At 69.1% G+C, this 16,627-nt stretch carries 11 protein-coding genes; 8 read left to right on the forward strand and 3 right to left on the reverse strand.

All coding sequences use genetic code 11. From position 1 onward, the window contains the following. Positions 1-34: 34 nt before the first annotated feature. Both AC1G9L_RS07720 and AC1G9L_RS07725 read right to left on the reverse strand, forming a co-directional pair. On the reverse strand, positions 35-574 hold the full coding sequence (locus AC1G9L_RS07720; protein ID WP_019802197.1) for a DNA-3-methyladenine glycosylase I: 540 nt from the start codon (positions 572-574) through the stop codon (positions 35-37). Positions 575-588: 14 nt separating this feature from the next. Beyond that, positions 589-2,382: a DUF4153 domain-containing protein gene (locus tag AC1G9L_RS07725; RefSeq protein WP_481070611.1), complete on the reverse strand. Its 1,794-nt coding sequence runs from the start codon at positions 2,380-2,382 to the stop codon at positions 589-591. A gap of 105 nt (positions 2,383-2,487) precedes the next feature. Here AC1G9L_RS07725 and AC1G9L_RS07730 point away from each other — a divergent pair, with 105 nt between their 5' ends. From AC1G9L_RS07730 to AC1G9L_RS07760, 7 genes are all read left to right on the forward strand, one after another. Next, positions 2,488-3,054 carry a YqgE/AlgH family protein gene (locus AC1G9L_RS07730; RefSeq protein WP_010344126.1) on the forward strand — a complete coding sequence of 189 codons (567 nt, stop codon included), beginning with the start codon at positions 2,488-2,490 and terminating at the stop codon, positions 3,052-3,054. A gap of 7 nt (positions 3,055-3,061) precedes the next feature. Next, complete coding sequence (ruvX, locus tag AC1G9L_RS07735; protein WP_481071061.1) at positions 3,062-3,544, forward strand: Holliday junction resolvase RuvX; 483 nt, start codon at positions 3,062-3,064, stop codon at positions 3,542-3,544. Between the two features lie 19 nt (positions 3,545-3,563). Then, entirely contained in the window at positions 3,564-4,511 is a 948-nt protein-coding gene (locus AC1G9L_RS07740; RefSeq protein WP_019801784.1) for an aspartate carbamoyltransferase catalytic subunit, read from the forward strand. A 211-nt stretch (positions 4,512-4,722) separates the two neighbouring features. Next, the gene (locus AC1G9L_RS07745) at positions 4,723-6,729 is read left to right on the forward strand and encodes a M1 family metallopeptidase (RefSeq protein WP_481070612.1); all 2,007 of its coding nucleotides are present in this window, start codon (positions 4,723-4,725) and stop codon (positions 6,727-6,729) included. Between the two features lie 410 nt (positions 6,730-7,139). Further along, positions 7,140-8,204, forward strand: coding sequence for a pectate lyase family protein (locus AC1G9L_RS07750; RefSeq protein WP_019799374.1), 1,065 nt, complete (start codon positions 7,140-7,142; stop codon positions 8,202-8,204). 447 nt (positions 8,205-8,651) lie between these two features. Beyond that, positions 8,652-10,910 carry a methyl-accepting chemotaxis protein gene (locus AC1G9L_RS07755; protein WP_481070613.1) on the forward strand — a complete coding sequence of 753 codons (2,259 nt, stop codon included), beginning with the start codon at positions 8,652-8,654 and terminating at the stop codon, positions 10,908-10,910. Positions 10,911-11,697: 787 nt separating this feature from the next. Further along, the gene (locus tag AC1G9L_RS07760; RefSeq protein ID WP_481070614.1) at positions 11,698-13,953 is read left to right on the forward strand and encodes a methyl-accepting chemotaxis protein; all 2,256 of its coding nucleotides are present in this window, start codon (positions 11,698-11,700) and stop codon (positions 13,951-13,953) included. Between the two features lie 150 nt (positions 13,954-14,103). On the opposite strand, the gene AC1G9L_RS07765 is transcribed toward AC1G9L_RS07760, so the two are convergent. Further along, on the reverse strand, positions 14,104-14,586 hold the full coding sequence (locus AC1G9L_RS07765) for a hypothetical protein (protein ID WP_019801155.1): 483 nt from the start codon (positions 14,584-14,586) through the stop codon (positions 14,104-14,106). 502 nt (positions 14,587-15,088) lie between these two features. Here AC1G9L_RS07765 and AC1G9L_RS07770 point away from each other — a divergent pair. Beyond that, positions 15,089-16,465 carry an amino acid permease gene (locus AC1G9L_RS07770; RefSeq protein ID WP_481070615.1) on the forward strand — a complete coding sequence of 459 codons (1,377 nt, stop codon included), beginning with the start codon at positions 15,089-15,091 and terminating at the stop codon, positions 16,463-16,465. The last annotated feature ends 162 nt before the right edge of the window (positions 16,466-16,627 follow it).

Below are 16,627 nucleotides of genomic sequence, written 5' to 3' on the forward strand. Positions count from 1 at the left end.
GCGACGTCGTGCCGGCGCTTGCGTGCCGGCGTCCTCAGCCGGCGCGCATCCACGGCGGATCCAGTTGCGCGATGCGCGCGAACGCCGGGCAGTCTTCCCGGTGCGCGCCGGGCAGGTAGCCCAGACTCATCAGGAACTCGCCGGTGATCTCGCCGCCGGTGAAGCGGAAAGTGCGCTTGAACAGCTTGATCCACTCGGCCTTGCTGCGCGGATGGTGTGCGTCCAACCACGCGGCGAAGCTGCCGTGGCTGGCCCGCAGCCCCTGGATCACCTGCGCGTTGTGGATCGCCGCCTGCACCTTGAGCCGGTTGCGGATGATGCCGGCATCGCCGAGCAGGCGCAGCACGTCGGCCTCGCCGAAGGCCGCCACCGTGTCCACGTCGAAGCCGGCGTAGGCGGCGCGGAAACCGGCGCGCTTCTTCAGCATCAGCTCCCAGCTCAGCCCGGCCTGATTGATCTCCAGCACCAGCCGCTCGAACAGGTCGGCTTCGGCGCGTTGCGGGACGCCATACTCGTGGTCGTGGTAGTGGCCATGCACCGGATGGCCAGGGGCGATATCGCAATAGCTGCTCATGCGGCGGGTGTCCGTCAGTCGATCTGGTCGTTGGGGTCGGCGGGGTACAGCTCGGTCCGCTGGGTGCCGGGCAGTTGCAGGTCGGGCCAGCGCCGCGGCAGCACCTGCAGCTTGCCGTCGCGCAGTGCCTGGTACAGCGCCTCGGCGTTGTCGCCACGACGCGGGAAGAAATGCGTCCGCGCCACGTCGCGCCAGCCGCTGCCCGGGTCGGTGTGGATGCGGCATTCGACGCCATAGCCGACGCTGGCATTGCACAGCAGCACCTCGTCGTGGCCATCGCCGTCCAGGTCGCGGCGCAGCGCCACGCAGTGCGCGTGCTCGCGCCGACAGTTGGCGTCCTCGATGCGCCCGGCCAGCAGCGCCTGCCACCACGCGGCGTCGGGATCGACGCTGCCGGCGGCCACCACCACGCGCTGGCGCACCTGCAGCGGATCGTCGCTGCGCGGCGTTTCGTCGTCCTCGTCGCCCCAGCGCTTCTGGCGCTGCAGCATCCGCTGCAGGCGCTCGCGCTGCACTGGATCGTCGGCGAACGCGGGCACCTCGCGCAGCGCCTGCACCGCGCGGTAGCCACGGCGGCCGCTGTCGAAGCGCAGATAGGCCAGGTCCAGTTGCGCGGCGCTGGTGCGGCCATCGGCCAGGCGCTGCAGTTGGTTGCCGACGACCAGGCGGTAGGGGTCCAGCAGCGGCGAACTGGTCGCCAGCGCCACGCCGATCACCACCCACGACAACACCCGGTTCACCGGAGCCAGCGGCTGCAGCCAGCGTGCGCCCGGGCGCAGCACCGCCCAGGCATAGCCACATGCGTAGCCGCAGGCGACCACCGCGACCAGCACGCCGGCAAAGCGCTCGGTACTCCAGCCGTACTGCGCGATGCGCAGCCACAGCGCGTACAGCGCCAGCCCTGCGTACAGCGGCAGGCTCAGCAGCCCGGCGTCGATCACCCGTTGCAGCCAGGCCGGGTAGGGCGCGTCGGCGGTGCCGTCCTGGTACACCGCATTGACGAACACCACCAGCGTGACCACCACGGCGGCCAGGATGCTGGCCGCCGCACGGGTTTCCCACAGCGGCTGCAGACCGGTGAACGGCAGGCTCAGCGCGAACAGCACCGCCACGAACGCCAGCAGCGGCAGCAGCCCGGTGCAGATCGCGAACAGGATCTGCCGCATCACCTGCACCGCGCGCTGCTGGGTGCGGCCGATCAGGATGCCCAGGCCGAACATGGTGCCGGTGGCCAGATAGACGAAGGCGGTCTGCCGGAACAGGTCGCGGAACAGGGTTAGCTTGACCAGCGCGAACAGCGCGCCCCACAGCCACAGCACCAGCCAGCAGATCCCCACGAACAGCAGCGCCAGCGCCAGGGTCAGCGCGTTCTGCCAGGCGTGCTCGAACAGGTCGCGGTACGGCGCGTGCCAGCGCCCGTACTGCAGTCGGCACTGCAGCCACGGCAGCAGCACGAACATCGCCAGCGCCAGGGTCGCGCCGAACGGGCCCAGCACCTCGCTGGCGCGCAGGCCGGGCGCGCCGGTGGCGTTCCAGACGGCCCAGGCCGACAGGGCCGCCACCAGCACCGCCACGGCGATGGTGTGCTGCCACAGGCGCAGCGCGCCCAGGTGCCGCACCGACAGCAGGGTCATGGTCGGCACGGTCAGCACCAGGGTGTACCAGCACACCTGACCGCCCAGGGAGCCGAACGGCCACAGGCCGCTCTCGGCGCCGCGCTGCGCCAGGTACAGCAGCGCGCCCTGCAGCAGGGCCACCAGCACGATGAAGGCGCGGGTCTGGCGTGGCAGGTCGGGGGGCGTGTCCATGCGTGCGTGCTCCTGGGCGACCGGTCGCGGCCGCGGTCGGGCGGATTATGGCAGCCCGCCGCCGCCCGGGCAGCGCGCACGCGGGAGGGACGATAGAATGGGGCCATGTCCGCTTTGCCCACGCCTCTGGCCAACCAACTGCTGATCGCGCTGCCGGCGCTGTCCGATCCCAACTTCGCCCGCAGCGTGGCGCTGATCTGTCAGCACGACGAAAACGGCGCGATGGGCGTGGTGGTCAACCGCGCCTCCGAATACACCCTGGGCGAAGTGCTGGAACAGATGGGCATCGAGACCATCGACGCCACGCTGCGCGAGCAGGTGGTGCTCAGCGGCGGCCCGGTGCATCCGGAGCGCGGCTTCGTCATCCACGACGGCGCGCACGGCTGGGATTCCAGCCTGGCGTTCGCCGACGGCCTGTACCTGACCACCTCGCGCGACGTGCTCGAGGCGATGGCGCGCGGCGAAGGCCCGCGCAACGCGGTGGTCGCGCTGGGCTGCGCCGGCTGGGGCGCCGGCCAACTGGAGTACGAACTGGGCGAGAACAGCTGGCTGACCGCACCGGCCGATGCCGAACTGCTGTTCGAGCTGCCGCTGGAGCGGCGCTGGCAGACCGCGGCCGGGCGCATCGGCGTGGACCTGTTCCGCCTCACCGACTACAGCGGGCATGCCTGAGTCCGGCCTGCCTGAGGCTGGTGCGCCGGCGCCCGCGACGATCCGCCGCGACGGCACCGTGCTCGGCTTCGACGTCGGCCACCGCCGCATCGGCGTGGCCGTCGGCAGCCCGTTCGGCACCGGCGCGCGCGCGCTGGCGGTGATCGACGTGCACGCGCAGGGGCCGGACTGGCCGGCGCTGGACCGCCTGCACGCCGAATGGCGGCCGCACGGCCTGGTGGTCGGCGATCCGCTCACCCTCGACGGCGCCGACCAGCCCAACCGCAAGCGTGCGCATGCCTTCGCACGCGAGCTCGGCACGCGCTACCGCCTGCCGGTGGTGCTGGTCGACGAACGCTCCAGTTCGGTCGAGGCTGCGCAACGCTTCGCCGTCGACCGTGCCGCCGGCCGCAAGCGCCGCCGCGATGCCGCCGCGCTGGACGCGGTCGCCGCCGCGGTGATCGTGGAGCGCTGGCTGGCCGCGCCCGACGACGCCATTCCCCTTTCCTGATCCACAGCCCGGACCCGCCATGACTGATCCGCAACTCGATTCGAACGGGCGCCTGCGCCACCTGCTGACCCTGGAAGGGCTGCCGCGCGCGACCCTGCTGCAACTGCTGGACCGCGCCGGGCAGATCCGCGACGCGGCGGTGGGCCGGGTCGGCAAGCGCAACGTGCTGGCCGGCACCGCGGTGTGCACGCTGTTCTTCGAGCCGTCCACGCGCACCCGCAGTTCGTTCCACCTGGCCGCGCAGCGGCTCGGCGCCGACGTGCTGAACTTCGACGCCTCCACCTCGTCCACGCGCAAGGGCGAGACCGCGCGCGACACGCTGAAGAACCTGGAAGCGATGGGCGTGCGCGGTTTCGTCGTGCGCCACCCCGAGGACGGTGCGGTGGAGCGCCTGGCCGAGGCGGCGGGCGAGGGCACCGCGCTGATCAACGCCGGCGACGGCCGCAGCGCGCATCCCACCCAGGGCCTGCTCGACATGCTGACCCTGCGCCACGCCAAGGGCGGCGATTTCTCCAAGCTCAAGCTGGTCATCGTCGGCGACGTCAAGCACTCGCGGGTGGCGCGCTCGGACCTGCACGCGCTGCGCACCCTCGGTGCCGGCGAGGTGCGCGTCTGCGGCCCGCGCGCGCTGCTGCCCGACGACGGCACCCTGGACGGCTGCGTGGTGGGCGAGGACTTCGACGCCATGCTCGACGGCGTGGACGCGGTGATGATGCTGCGCCTGCAGCGCGAGCGCATGGAGGAAGGCTTGGTGACCTCGCTGGAGGACTACCACGGCCAGTACGGCCTCACCGCCGAGCGGCTGCGCCGTGCGTCGAAGGACGCGGTGGTGCTGCATCCGGGCCCGATCAACCGTGGCGTGGAGATCACCGACGAGGTCGCCGACGGCGCGCAGTCGTGCATCCTGCGCCAGGTTGCCAACGGCGTGGCGGTGCGCATGGCGGTGCTGGAGACCTTGCTGGGCTGAGCGCGGCAAGTGTCTCCCCGCTGTCGTAGGAGCGGCTCTTGTCCCCCTTTCGGGGATCAGCCGCGACAGGCATTCCCGGTAAGGCCTGTCGCGGCTGAAGCCGCTCCTACCCCGTCTTGCCATGCATCCGCTGCCGAAGATGGCGATCGGCACATCCGCGCCATCCCGATTCGGCCTACCATCGGTAGCGATCCTCCCCACGGACGCCACCATGATCCTTGTCCTGCGCCGCGCTGCGTTCGCCGCGGCCTGTGTTTCCCTTGTCGCCGCCGCCCAGGCCGACGCCGCCACTGCTGCTACGGCTGCCGCGGACAGCGCCGGCACCTACGATCCGCAGGCGCTGTTCGCACCGCTGCAGTTGCCGCAGCCGGCCAACGCCCACCGCAGCGGCGGCGGCGTGCCCGGCCCGCAGTACTGGCAGAACCGCGCCGACTACGACCTGCACGCCACCCTGGAACCGGCCACGCACACGCTGCGCGGCCAGGAGACCATCACCTACAGCAACCGCAGCCCGGACACCCTGGACGTGCTGTGGCTGCAACTGGACCAGAACCTGTACCGCGCCGATGCCCGCGCCCGCACCCTGCGCGCCGTGCGCGCCGACCGGCCTGCACCGCAGAGCACCGACGGCTACCGCATCGCCAAGGTCGAACTGGAGCAGGGCGGCAAGCGCGTGCCGGCCACCTTCCTGATCGACGACACGCGCATGCGCGTGGACCTGCCGCAGTCGCTGGCCAGCGGCAAGGCGCTGAAGCTGCACATCGACTACGCCTATACCGTGCCCGGTACCTGGGGCGGCCGCACCGCGGTCACGCCCACCGCCGATGGCGACATCTACGAGATCGCGCAATGGTATCCGCGCATGGCGGTGTACGACGACCTGCGCGGCTGGGACACCCAGCCCTACCTGGGCGCGGAGTTTTACCTGGAGTACGGCGATTTCGACTACGCGGTGACGGTGCCGTGGGACTACCTGGTCGCCGGGTCCGGCGAACTGGTGAACCCGGCGCAGGTGCTCACCGCCACCCAGCGCCAGCGTCTGGCGCAGGCGGCCGCCAGCGACAGCACCGTGACCATCCGCGGCGCCGATGAAGTGGGTACGCCGGCCAGCCGGCCCAGCGCCAGCGGCACCCAGACCTGGCGCTTCCACATGGACCACACCCGCGACGTTGCGTTCGCCGCCTCGCCGGCCTTCGTCTGGGATGCGGCGCGGATCAACCTGCCCGCGGGCAAGCATGCGCTGGCGATGTCGGTGTATCCGCGCAGCGCGGTCGGCAGTGACAAGTGGGGCCGCTCCACCGAGTTCGTGAAGGCCTCGATCGAGCACTTCTCGCAGTGGTATCCGTACCCGTGGCCGGCGGCGGTGAACCTGGGCGGCCACGGCGCCGGCATGGAGTACCCGGGCATCGTCTTCGACGACATGGAGGACGGCGGCAAGCAACTGTTCTGGATCACCGCGCACGAACTGGGCCACGGCTGGTTCCCGATGATCGTCGGCTCCAACGAGCGCCGGCATGCGTTCATGGACGAGGGCTTCAACACCTTCATTGACGTCTACGCCTCCGACGCGATCAATCACGGCGAATTCGCGCCCAAGCGCGATGGCGAGTACGCGCCCGGCGGCGGCAACCCGGTGGACGAAATCCTGCCGCTGCTGGCCGACGCGAAAGCGCCGACCCTGCTCGATCGCGCCGACGCCACCAGCGAGACCTACCGGCATCCGCTGACCTACTTCAAGGGTGCGCTGGGCCTGGTGCTGCTGCGCGAACAGATCCTCGGGCCGGCGCGCTTCGATCCGGCGTTCCGCAAGTACATCGCCACCTGGGCCTACAAGCACCCGACGCCGTCGGACTTCTTCCGGCTGATGGAGAGCGAGTCCGGCGAGGACCTGAGCTGGTGGTGGCGCGGCTGGTATTTCAACAACTGGCAGCTGGACATGGGCGTGCGCGCGGCCGCCTACGTCGACCACGACCCGGCCAAGGGCCTGCTGGTGACCCTGCGCAGCCGCCAGAAGCTGGTGATGCCGGCGACCCTGCGCATTGACTTCGCCGACGGCAGCCACCTCGACCAGCGCGTGCCGGTGGAGACCTGGATGCAGCAGACCCAGCCGCAGATCCGTGTGCCGAGCACGCAGAAGGTGCTGCACGTGACCTTGGATCCGGACCACGTGCTGCCCGACGCCGACCGCAGCGACAACCGCCTCGATACGGTGAGCTGAGCCGCGCGCGGCGGTCCGCAGTACCGCCGCGCCCGCGCAAACGTGCTGCGGCCGCAACATTCGCGGCCGCCCGCCATCGGCGCGCGCCTGTCCCTGTTCGCCGCGCCGTTGGTGTTGGCGGCGCGTGCGATGCGCGTGCGTTCGCCGTCGTTGCCGGCGGCCGGCGCCCACCGTGGCGCGCGTGCAGACGGCCTGTCTCCGCCTGTCGCTGTCTGTCTCCTGCGGACCGTGCGTGTCCGCTTGTCCTGTCCTGTGCGGCGAACGGAGTGTGGGATTCCAGTTCGGTGTCGCGGCGATTGCGTGGGCCGCCGCGCGCATTCCAAGAATGCGCCGGCCCCCACGCCCCCGTGTTGGCGCATGCGCGCACTGCCATGTGGCCTGCACTCATCGCGACAGATGGGAGAGAGATCATGCAGCAGCAGTTCCGCAAGGGCGCATTGGCGCTCGCTCTGGCCTTGTGCGCCGCTCCGGCCTTCGCCGGCCCGGTCGGTTATGGGGCCAACACCACCGGCGGCGGCAGTGCCATCCCGGTCAACGTCGCCACGATGGAGGCGATGCAGGCGGCGATCGACAACTACGCCGGCTCCGGCGGCCTGGTGCTCAACTACACCGGCAGCTTCAACTTCGCCAGCATCACCGACGTGTGCACGCAATGGAAGCTGCCGGCCAAGACCGTGCAGATCAAGAACAAGCGCGACATCACCATCAAGGGCGCGAATGGCTCGTCGGCGAACTTCGGCGTGCGCGTGGTCGGCAACGCGCACAACGTCATCATCCGCAACATGACCATCGGCCTGCTGCCCGGCGGCGAGGATGCCGATTCGATCTCCCTGGAAGGCAATTCCAGCGGCCAGCCGTCCAACATCTGGGTGGACCACAACACCATCTTCGCCTCGCTGACCAAGTGCGCCGGCGCCGGCGACGCCTCCTTCGACGGCGGCATCGACATGAAGAAGGGCGTCAACCACGTCACCGTGTCCTACAACTACATCCACGACTACCAGAAGGTCGCGCTCAACGGCTACAGCGACAGCGACACCCAGAATGCCGCCGCACGCACCACCTACCACCACAACCGCTTCGAGAACGTGGAATCGCGCCTGCCGCTGCAGCGGCGCGGCTTGAGCCACATCTACAACAACTACTTCAACAACGTCTTCACCTCCGGCATCAACGTGCGCATGGGCGGCGTGGCGCTGATCGAGGCCAACTACTTCGAGAACATCAAGAACCCGGTCACCTCGCGCGACAGCAGCGAGATCGGCTACTGGGACCTGATCAACAACTACGTCGGCAGCGGCATCACCTGGACCGTGCCGGAAAGCACCAGCAAGCCCTACGCCAACGCGACAACCTGGATTTCGTCCAAGACCTACCCGGAGCCGCTGGGCTATCTGTACACGGCGATCCCCGCCGCGCAAGTCAAGGCCAAGGTCATCGCCACCGCCGGTGCAGGCACCAATCTGGCCGAATGAAGCGCCCCGCCTCCGTGCCCGATGGCGCGGAGGCGGTCGACGGCGGCTGAACTGTGTGTCGTTTGCCGCATGTCGGCCGCACCCGCGTCGCGGCCGCGGCAACGGCCGCTCGGGCCGTATCGCATCGGCGACGCCAGAGCAGGCCATTAATTCACATGGATTTCACACGTGCGGACCGATCGGGGAACGGTCCCCGTGCGGCGTGCACGCGCCGGTCACAAGGTTGACCCAATTCAAAAAACTGTGCGCAGTTGCGCATCAAGAATCGCAGCCGACCGCCGTTACCTACTGCGAGTACCCGCACGGGACATCGCCGATGCGGTCGGGGCTGGAAGTGTCCTTTCCTTCTTCTCCGTCGCATCGCGCCCAGGCCGTTGGCCTGAGGGCGTCCTGCGCGATCCAGATCGTGGCGCGGGTCGCTCTCCTTTTCTTACTTGGTGCCTGCTCATGATCGGAATCCTGCAACGCTACAACGTCGGGACGCGGCTCGCGTCCGCCTTCGGCGTCCTCATCCTGCTGTCCTGTGCGCTCGTCGTCGCCGGTCTGCTGACGTTGAAACAGGCGCGCGACATGATGGACACCATCGTCAACCGACGCATGCAGATCCTCGATTACACCAGCGAGATGCGCAACGCCAGTTCGCTGATCGCGATCAACCTGCGCAACATCGTGCTGCCGACCACGCAGGAGGAGAACGAAGGCTTCACCAAGATCGTCGAAGAGCAACGCCGCTACTACGACCAGATCCACGACAAGCTCTATGCGATTCCGGTCAGCGACGCCACCGGCACGCAGATGCGCAAGCAGATCGACGACGCCTACCAGCGCACCCGCGCGGCCAACCAGCAGGTGCTGGAGCTGGGCATGCACTACAAGCCCGACGAAGCTCTGAAGGTGATGCTGGGCCAGGCCGCGCCGGCGAACAAGCAATGGCAGGACGCCATCACCGCCTATGCCAACCGCCAGCGCGTGCGCGGCGCCGAAGCCTACGCCAGCGCCAACGCGGCGATGGACCGCGGCCGCAGCCTGCTGGTGTCCGGCGGCATCGTCGTGGTCCTGGTCAGCGGCCTGCTGGCGTGGCTGATCACGCGTAGCCTGACCGTGCCGCTGACCCGTGCCACGCGCGTCGCCGAGGCCATCGCCAGCGGCAAGCTGGACAACGACGTGCGCACCGATGCCCGCGACGAGACCGGGCGCCTGCTGGTCGCGATGCAGGGCATGCAGCAGCAGGTCAGCAACCTGATCGGCGCGCAGTTGGAGATGGCCAAGCGCCATGACGCCGGCGAAGTCAGCCATCGCATCGAAGCGCAGGCCTTCCCCGGCGACTACGGCCGCATGGCCGCCGAGACCAACGCGCTGGTCGCCTCGCACCTGGCGGTGAAGACGCGCCTGGCGCAGATCATGGGCCGCTACGCGATCGGCGACCTGTCGCAGGACATGGACCGCTTGCCGGGCGAAGAAGCGGTGCTGAGCCAGACCATGGACGAGGTCAAGGCCAACCTGTCGGCGATGAACGGGCAGATCAAGCAACTCGCCACCTCCGCCGCGGACGGCGATTTCAGCGCGCGCGGCGACGCCGAGCGCTTCCAGTACGACTTCCGGGTGATGGTGGAGAGCCTGAACCAGCTGATGGCCACCGCCGACGGCAATCTGCAGGCGCTGTCGACGCTGCTGCAGGCGATCGCCGCGGGCGACCTGACCGCGCGCATGCACGGCGACTTCCGCGGCGTGTTCGCGCAGATGCGCGACGACGCCAACGCCACCGCCGAACAACTGGCCGGCATCGTCGGCCGCATCAAGCATTCGGCGGTGTCGATCAATGCCGCGGCCACCGAGATCGCCGCCGGCAACGACGACCTGTCGCGCCGCACCGAACAGCAGGCCGCCAGCCTGGAAGAAACCGCAGCCTCGATGGAGGAGTTGACCTCCACGGTGCGCCAGAACGCCGAGCATGCCCGCCAGGCCAACCAGTTGGCGGTGGGCGCCGCCTTGGTCGCCTCGCAGGGCGGGGCGGTGGTCGGCCAGGTCGTGACCACCATGAGCGGGATCGAGGATGCGTCGCGGCGCATCGCCGATATCATCTCGGTGATCGACGGCATCGCCTTCCAGACCAACATCCTGGCCTTGAACGCCGCGGTGGAAGCGGCGCGCGCCGGCGACCAGGGCCGTGGCTTCGCCGTCGTCGCCAGTGAGGTGCGCACCCTGGCGCAACGTTCGGCCAGCGCTGCCAAGGAGATCAAGGGTCTGATCGACGACTCGGTGAGCCGTGTCGCCGAGGGCTCGGCGCTGGTCGACCAGGCCGGCAAGACCATGACCGAGATCGTGAGCTCGGTGCAGCGCGTCACCGACATCATGGGCGAGATTTCCGCGGCTTCGCAGGAGCAGTCGGCCGGCATCGAGCAGGTCAACCAGACCGTGACGCAGATGGACGAGAGCACCCAGCAGAACGCTGCGTTGGTGGAAGAGGCCAGTGCGGCGGCGCGCTCGATGGAGCAGCAGGCGGTAGAACTGAGCCAGGCCGTGGCGCTGTTCAAGCTGGACGCCTCGGCGGCCACGCCGGTGGTCCAGGCGCCGCGTCAGCACGCCGCCCCGGCGCCCGCAGGCAAGCGCAGCGTCGGTCCGGCAGTCGTGAAGGCCTTGCCGGCACGACGTGCGGCACAGCCGGCAGCGGCGATGGCGGTGGACAAGGACTGGCAGGAGTTCTGAGCCGCACGAGGTTGTGTCATCGGGCGGGCGGCGCAGTGCGCGCCGCTCGCTCTGTCGAAGGCCGGCGGCCCTGGTGCCGCCGGTGTCGTGTCCAGCCGATCCGGGCGCCGCGTGCGGCAGCCGAGCGACCGCATCCTGGTCGATGCGGCGACTGGCCGGAGGGCGTCGCCACCGCGTGCCTTTGCGCCGTGCATCGCCGTCACGTTGCTCCTCCTGCGCAGGCGCGCGCGCAGTCTGCCGCATGCGTCGCCGTCATCCGTGCATCCATCGCGCGTCACCGTCGACGTGCCTCCATGTCGCGCACGCGCCGAGCGCCGTCGCGCAACTTCTCTTCTCCGACAGATGCGGCAATGCGAACGCGATCGCGTTTCCCCGCCTGTGCCGCGCATCCGGATGGGGGCGTGCGCCATCGGATCGACCCATTTCCCGTTCGCCGCGCGTGCGTGCTGCAAGCAAACGTCATGCCGCTTGTTGCAACAAGGAATGCACACGCCTTTCACGCAAAACCGTCGGTTCGCGCGTCGCGCGCATGGGCTCTCCACACCCCTGTCATATGCCTGAGGGTGTTCAATAAATTCTCTGCAATCGCCTCTCAAGTCCGGCCACGGGGGGCCGTTACATCGCCCGCACATTGAGCAGGGTGCGGTATCAAGCGTTTGATTTGAAACGCTTTTTTCACGGTTTCTTCATCCTGATTCGATGCGGGCGCGCACAACGGCGACTGGTCGGCGTGCGCGGTCCGGGGCACCTGATCGCCCCTTTCAAATTCCCCCAAACAGGCCATTCCATGATTGCATTCCTTCAGCGCTACAACGTCGGTGCCCGGCTCGCCACCGCGTTCGGCCTCCTCATCCTGCTGTCCTCGGCGCTGGTCGTTGCCGGGCTGTTCACCCTGTTCCAGGCACGCGAGCGGCTGGACGGCATCGTCCAGCGCAACATCGCCGCGATCCGCGCTTCCAGCGAGATGCTCAACGCGAGCTCGGCCGTGGCGATCAATGTCCGCAACATCGTGTTGCCGACCTCCCAGGAGGACAACATCCGCTTCGCCAAGGTCATTACCGAGCAGCGCGCGCGCTACCAGGAGGCGCGCAAGCGGGCGGGCGCCATTCCCAGTGGTGCGCAGAGCCAGGCCGTGCTGGCGGAAGTCGATCGCGCGCGGCAGCTGACCGTGGACGTCAACAACCGCGTCATCGATCTGGGCATGCACTACAAGCCTGACGAAGCACTGGCCCTGCTGATGGGGCAGTCCGCGCCGCTGACGCAGAAGTGGCAGGACGCCATCGCCCGCTACGCCGATCTGCAGGCCACCCGCAGCAACGAGGCCTATGCGGCGGCGACGGCGGCGATGGCGCGTGGGCGCGCCATGCTCATCGCAGGCGGCCTGGCGGTGGTGCTGGTCAGCAGCGTGCTGGCCTGGTTGATCACCCGCAGCCTGACCGTGCCGCTGAATCGCGCCACCCGTGCCGCCGAGGCCATCGCAGCCGGCCGCCTGGACAACGACGTGGCCACCGACGCGCGCGACGAACCTGGCCGCCTGCTGCTGGCGATGAATGGGATGCAGACGCAGTTGCAGCGCTTCTCCCGCGAAACCACGTTGATGATCGAGCTGCACGCGGACAAGGACATGAGCCACCGCATGCCGCAGGACTTCCCCGGCGTGTACGGTGAACTGAGCAAGGGCATAAACACCATGATGTTCGAGCACCTGGACGCCATCGTCGACGCCATCGACGTGCTCAACGCATACGCCAACGGCGACCTGCGCCGCGATGCCCGCCGCCTGCCCGGCAGCCGCGCGGTGCTGCACGAATCGATGGACGCGGCCAAGGCCAGCCTGCTGGCGATCAATACCGAGATCAAGCGTCTGGCGGCGGCGGCCGCGGCCGGCGACTTCAGTGCCCGCGGCGATGCGGCCAGTTTCCAGCACGACTTCCGGCTGATGGTGCAGGACCTCAACGCGATGATGGAGGTCAGCGATCGTAACCTGGGCAAGCTGTCGTCCCTGCTGCAGGCCATCGCCGCCGGCGATCTCACCGCGCGCATGCACGGCGAGTTCCACGGGGTGTTCGCGCGGATGCGCGACGACGCCAATGCCACCGCCGACCAGTTGACCGGTATCGTCGGCCGCATCCAGACCGCGGCGGTCAGCATCAATGCCGCCGCCACCGAAATCGCCACCGGCAACGACGATCTGTCGCGTCGCACGGAGCAGCAGGCCGCCAGCCTGGAGGAGACCGCGGCCTCGATGGAGGAGCTAACCTCCACGGTGAAGCAGAACGCCGAACACGCGCGCCAGGCCAACCAACTCGCCAGCGGTGCGGCCTCGGTGGCCTCGCAGGGCGGCGTGGTGGTGGGCCAGGTGGTCGAGACCATGAGCGGGATCGAGGCGTCCTCGAAGAAGATCGCCGACATCATCGGCGTCATCGACGGCATCGCCTTCCAGACCAATATCCTGGCGCTCAACGCCGCGGTGGAAGCGGCGCGTGCCGGCGAGCAGGGTCGCGGTTTTGCGGTGGTCGCCAGCGAAGTGCGGACCCTGGCGCAGCGTTCGGCCAACGCCGCCAAGGAGATCAAGACGCTGATCGACGACTCGGTGACCCGCGTTGCCGAGGGCTCGGCGCTGGTCGATCGCGCCGGCAGCACGATGCAGGAGATCGTCGCCTCGGTGCAGCGCGTCACCGACATCATGGGCGAGATCTCCGCGGCCTCGCAGGAGCAGTCTGCCGGCATCGAGCAGGTCAACCAGACCGTCACCCAGATGGACGAAAGCACGCAGCAGAATGCGGCGCTGGTGGAAGAAGCCACCGCGGCCGCGCGTTCGATGGAGCAGCAATCGGTGGAGCTGACCCAGGCGGTGGCGCTGTTCAAGCTGGACGGCGCACCCGTTGCCGCGCCGTCGCCAGCACCGGTGCAGGCGCGTGCCAGGACTGCCGTGCCGACGGCCATGCGCGGCCCGCGCCCGCTGGCCGCGGCCGCACCGGCACGACGCGCGCCGGCGTTCGCCGCGGCGGTGGCGCTGGACAAGGACTGGCAGGAGTTCTGAGCCTGTCAGCCTGGCATTGCTGAGTTGCAGCGTGCGTGACCCCCTCAGATAGAAGGGGGTCATGCCGTGCGAACGCTGTGGGGCGGTAACCCCAAGTGCGTGAAATCACTTTCCTTCGCTGCAGGACGCAGCAAAGACACACATGTCAGCTTACTTGGGCGCCGTGCCCCGCGGAGTGCTGATCACGTAGGACGTGATGTACTGGCCATTGGAGTCATAGACCACCACGATGGTGGTGTTGGCATCGCGGTAGACCACGGTGGCGTTGCACGGGCAGCTGGCCGCGGCGGTCACCATGCCCAGCGGCTGGTTCTTCGCGTCGTTGACCGCGATCATCTGCTCCTCGGCGGCGCTGCCGATCGGCAGCCGCGTGTCGGTGCCGGGCGTAGCGCTCAGCACCGTGATGACCTCGTCCTGCAGCGAGTTGATCTGCACGAAGCGCAGGCCGGCCTTCTCGAACGTGTAGACCTTGAACAGCGGCGACAGGCTGACGTTCTGCTTGCCGATGGGCAGGCGTTCGCCCATGCCCTGGATCGCGTCGGCGGCGTTGAGCGGCGCGCGCTGGGCGGCCTGCAGGCAGGGCGCGGCCAGCGCAGCCGCCAGTACGGTGAGGGTCAGCAGCGGTTTGATCATGGTGTCTCTCCTTGTCTGGATGTACGGACCTGTACGCCATGGGACGAGCGACAGCCGTGGTCCTTTCCGGCCGGGGCGCCCGCAACGGGCCGTCTCCCGGTCCGTCGTCGCCTGCGGTCCTCCCGGCTCCGTGTTCGCCCTCATCGGCAGGTGCGGAAATAGGAGACTTTGCAGGCGTCGAGTTCAGTATTTCTGACGTTAGTATCTCTGTCAATAAGAAAAATCAACCATGTAAGCGGGAATGGCGTTGGTGTCGGATGTAAGGGGATTCCGTACATTGGCAGGGTTGGGCCGTTCCGCCGTGTCGTTTGCAGCGAAAGGCGGCCGTCGGCATCCCCGCGCGGTGTCGCTGGCAACCACGTGCGCGGATCCGCGCTGCGTTGCAGCAGCCGTCCCGCTGCGGCGGGCCGATCCGCGGCCGCAAGCGGCCAAACGCATGCGCAGCCGCACGTCGTCGCCGTCAGCCTGTATCGTGTCGCGTTTTCCGCACCCGACCGAGCCGATGCCGCATCCGTCCGCGCCTGTCCCGCCTGCCGCCGCTCCCGCTCTGCGCCATGCGCTGAAACCACGGCAACTGATCATGATGGGCTTGGGCAGCGCGATCGGCGCCGGTCTGTTCCTGGGCTCCGGCGTCGGCGTGCACGCGGCAGGGCCGGCGGTGTTGATCTCCTACCTGGTCGCCGGCGCGCTGGTGATCATCGTGATGAACGCGCTGGGCGAGATGGCGGCGGCCAAGCCGGCCAGCGGCGCGTTCTCGGTCTATGCCACCGACGCGATGGGGCCGACCGCCGGCGCCACCGTGGGCTGGCTGTGGTGGCTGCAACTGGTGATCGTGATCGCCGCCGAGGCGGTGGGCGCGGCCGGCCTGCTGGCGACGGTGTGGCCGGGCTTGCCGGTGCCGGCGGCCGCGATCGCGTTCATGGCCGCGTTCACCGCGATCAACCTGCTGGGCGTGCGCAACTTCGGCGAATTCGAATTCTGGTTCGCCATCCTCAAGGTGGCGGCGATCGTCGGTTTCATCCTGGTCGGCATCGCCTTGCTGGCCGGCTGGCTGCCTGGTGTTCCCTCGCCGGGCCTGTCCAACGTCACCGGCAACGGCGGCTTTGCGCCGAAGGGCCTGGCCGGCATCGGCGCGGCGCTGCTGGTGGTGGTGTTCGCCTTCGGCGGCACCGAGATCGTGGCGGTGGCCGCGGCCGAGACCGCCGACCCGGAGCGCAGCATCGCCCGTGCCATCCGTACCGTCGCCTGGCGCATCCTGGTGTTCTACATCGGCTCGCTGAGCGTGATCATCGCGGTGGTGCCCTGGCAGAGCAAGGCGCTGAGTTCGCCGTTCGCCGCGGTGCTGCAGGTGGCCAACATCCCCGGCGCCGCCACCGGCATCACCCTGATCGCGGTGATCGCGTTGCTGTCGGCGCTCAACGCCAATCTGTACGGCGCCTCGCGGATGATGTTCTCGCTGGCCCAGCGCGGCGAAGCGCCGCGCGCGCTGGCCGCGTCCAGCCGCCAGCAGGTGCCGTGGCTGGCGGTGCTGGCCAGCGTGCTGTTCGGCTTCGTCGCCGCGGTGCTGGAGCTGCTGTATCCCAACCGGGTGCTGCCGGTACTGCTGAACATCGTCGGCGCCACCTGCCTGCTGGTGTGGACGATCTCGCTGCTGTCGCAACTGATCCTGCGCGCGCGCGCCGACCGCGCCGGCACCCGCCTGCCGTTCCGCATGCGTGGCTATCCGGTGCTCACCGTGCTGGCGCTGGCGATCCTGGCGCTGATCTTCGGCCTGCTGGTGGCCTCGCCGGACACCCGCACGCAGTTCCTGTCGATGGCGGCGCTGACCGCGGTGATCGCCGTGGTCAGCGGCGTGGCGCGGCGGCTGCGCGCGGGGTAGGGTGCGCGCTCCGGCGGTGGCGGCACGCCGTTGTGGGAGGGACTTCAGTCCCGACGCGTGAGGGTATCGGACGGCGTTTGCTTTGTTCGTCGCGGCTGCATGACAGCGCTTTGCGCGCGTCACGTGTGTCGCCGCAGCGGCGGCGCGTGTTGCTTTTCATGG

Source organism: Xanthomonas sp. NCPPB 1132, assembly GCF_056629235.1.

Coding starts and splice junctions, on each gene's coding strand:
- AC1G9L_RS07740 (WP_019801784.1), top strand. CDS start 3,564: ATGACTGATCCGCAACTCGATTCGAACGGGCGCCTGCGCCACCTGCTG.
- AC1G9L_RS07750 (WP_019799374.1), top strand. CDS start 7,140: ATGCAGCAGCAGTTCCGCAAGGGCGCATTGGCGCTCGCTCTGGCCTTG.
- AC1G9L_RS07770 (WP_481070615.1), top strand. CDS start 15,089: ATGCCGCATCCGTCCGCGCCTGTCCCGCCTGCCGCCGCTCCCGCTCTG.
- AC1G9L_RS07720 (WP_019802197.1), bottom strand. CDS start 574: ATGAGCAGCTATTGCGATATCGCCCCTGGCCATCCGGTGCATGGCCAC.
- AC1G9L_RS07725 (WP_481070611.1), bottom strand. CDS start 2,382: ATGGACACGCCCCCCGACCTGCCACGCCAGACCCGCGCCTTCATCGTG.
- AC1G9L_RS07755 (WP_481070613.1), top strand. CDS start 8,652: ATGATCGGAATCCTGCAACGCTACAACGTCGGGACGCGGCTCGCGTCC.
- AC1G9L_RS07730 (WP_010344126.1), top strand. CDS start 2,488: ATGTCCGCTTTGCCCACGCCTCTGGCCAACCAACTGCTGATCGCGCTG.
- AC1G9L_RS07760 (WP_481070614.1), top strand. CDS start 11,698: ATGATTGCATTCCTTCAGCGCTACAACGTCGGTGCCCGGCTCGCCACC.
- AC1G9L_RS07765 (WP_019801155.1), bottom strand. CDS start 14,586: ATGATCAAACCGCTGCTGACCCTCACCGTACTGGCGGCTGCGCTGGCC.
- AC1G9L_RS07745 (WP_481070612.1), top strand. CDS start 4,723: ATGATCCTTGTCCTGCGCCGCGCTGCGTTCGCCGCGGCCTGTGTTTCC.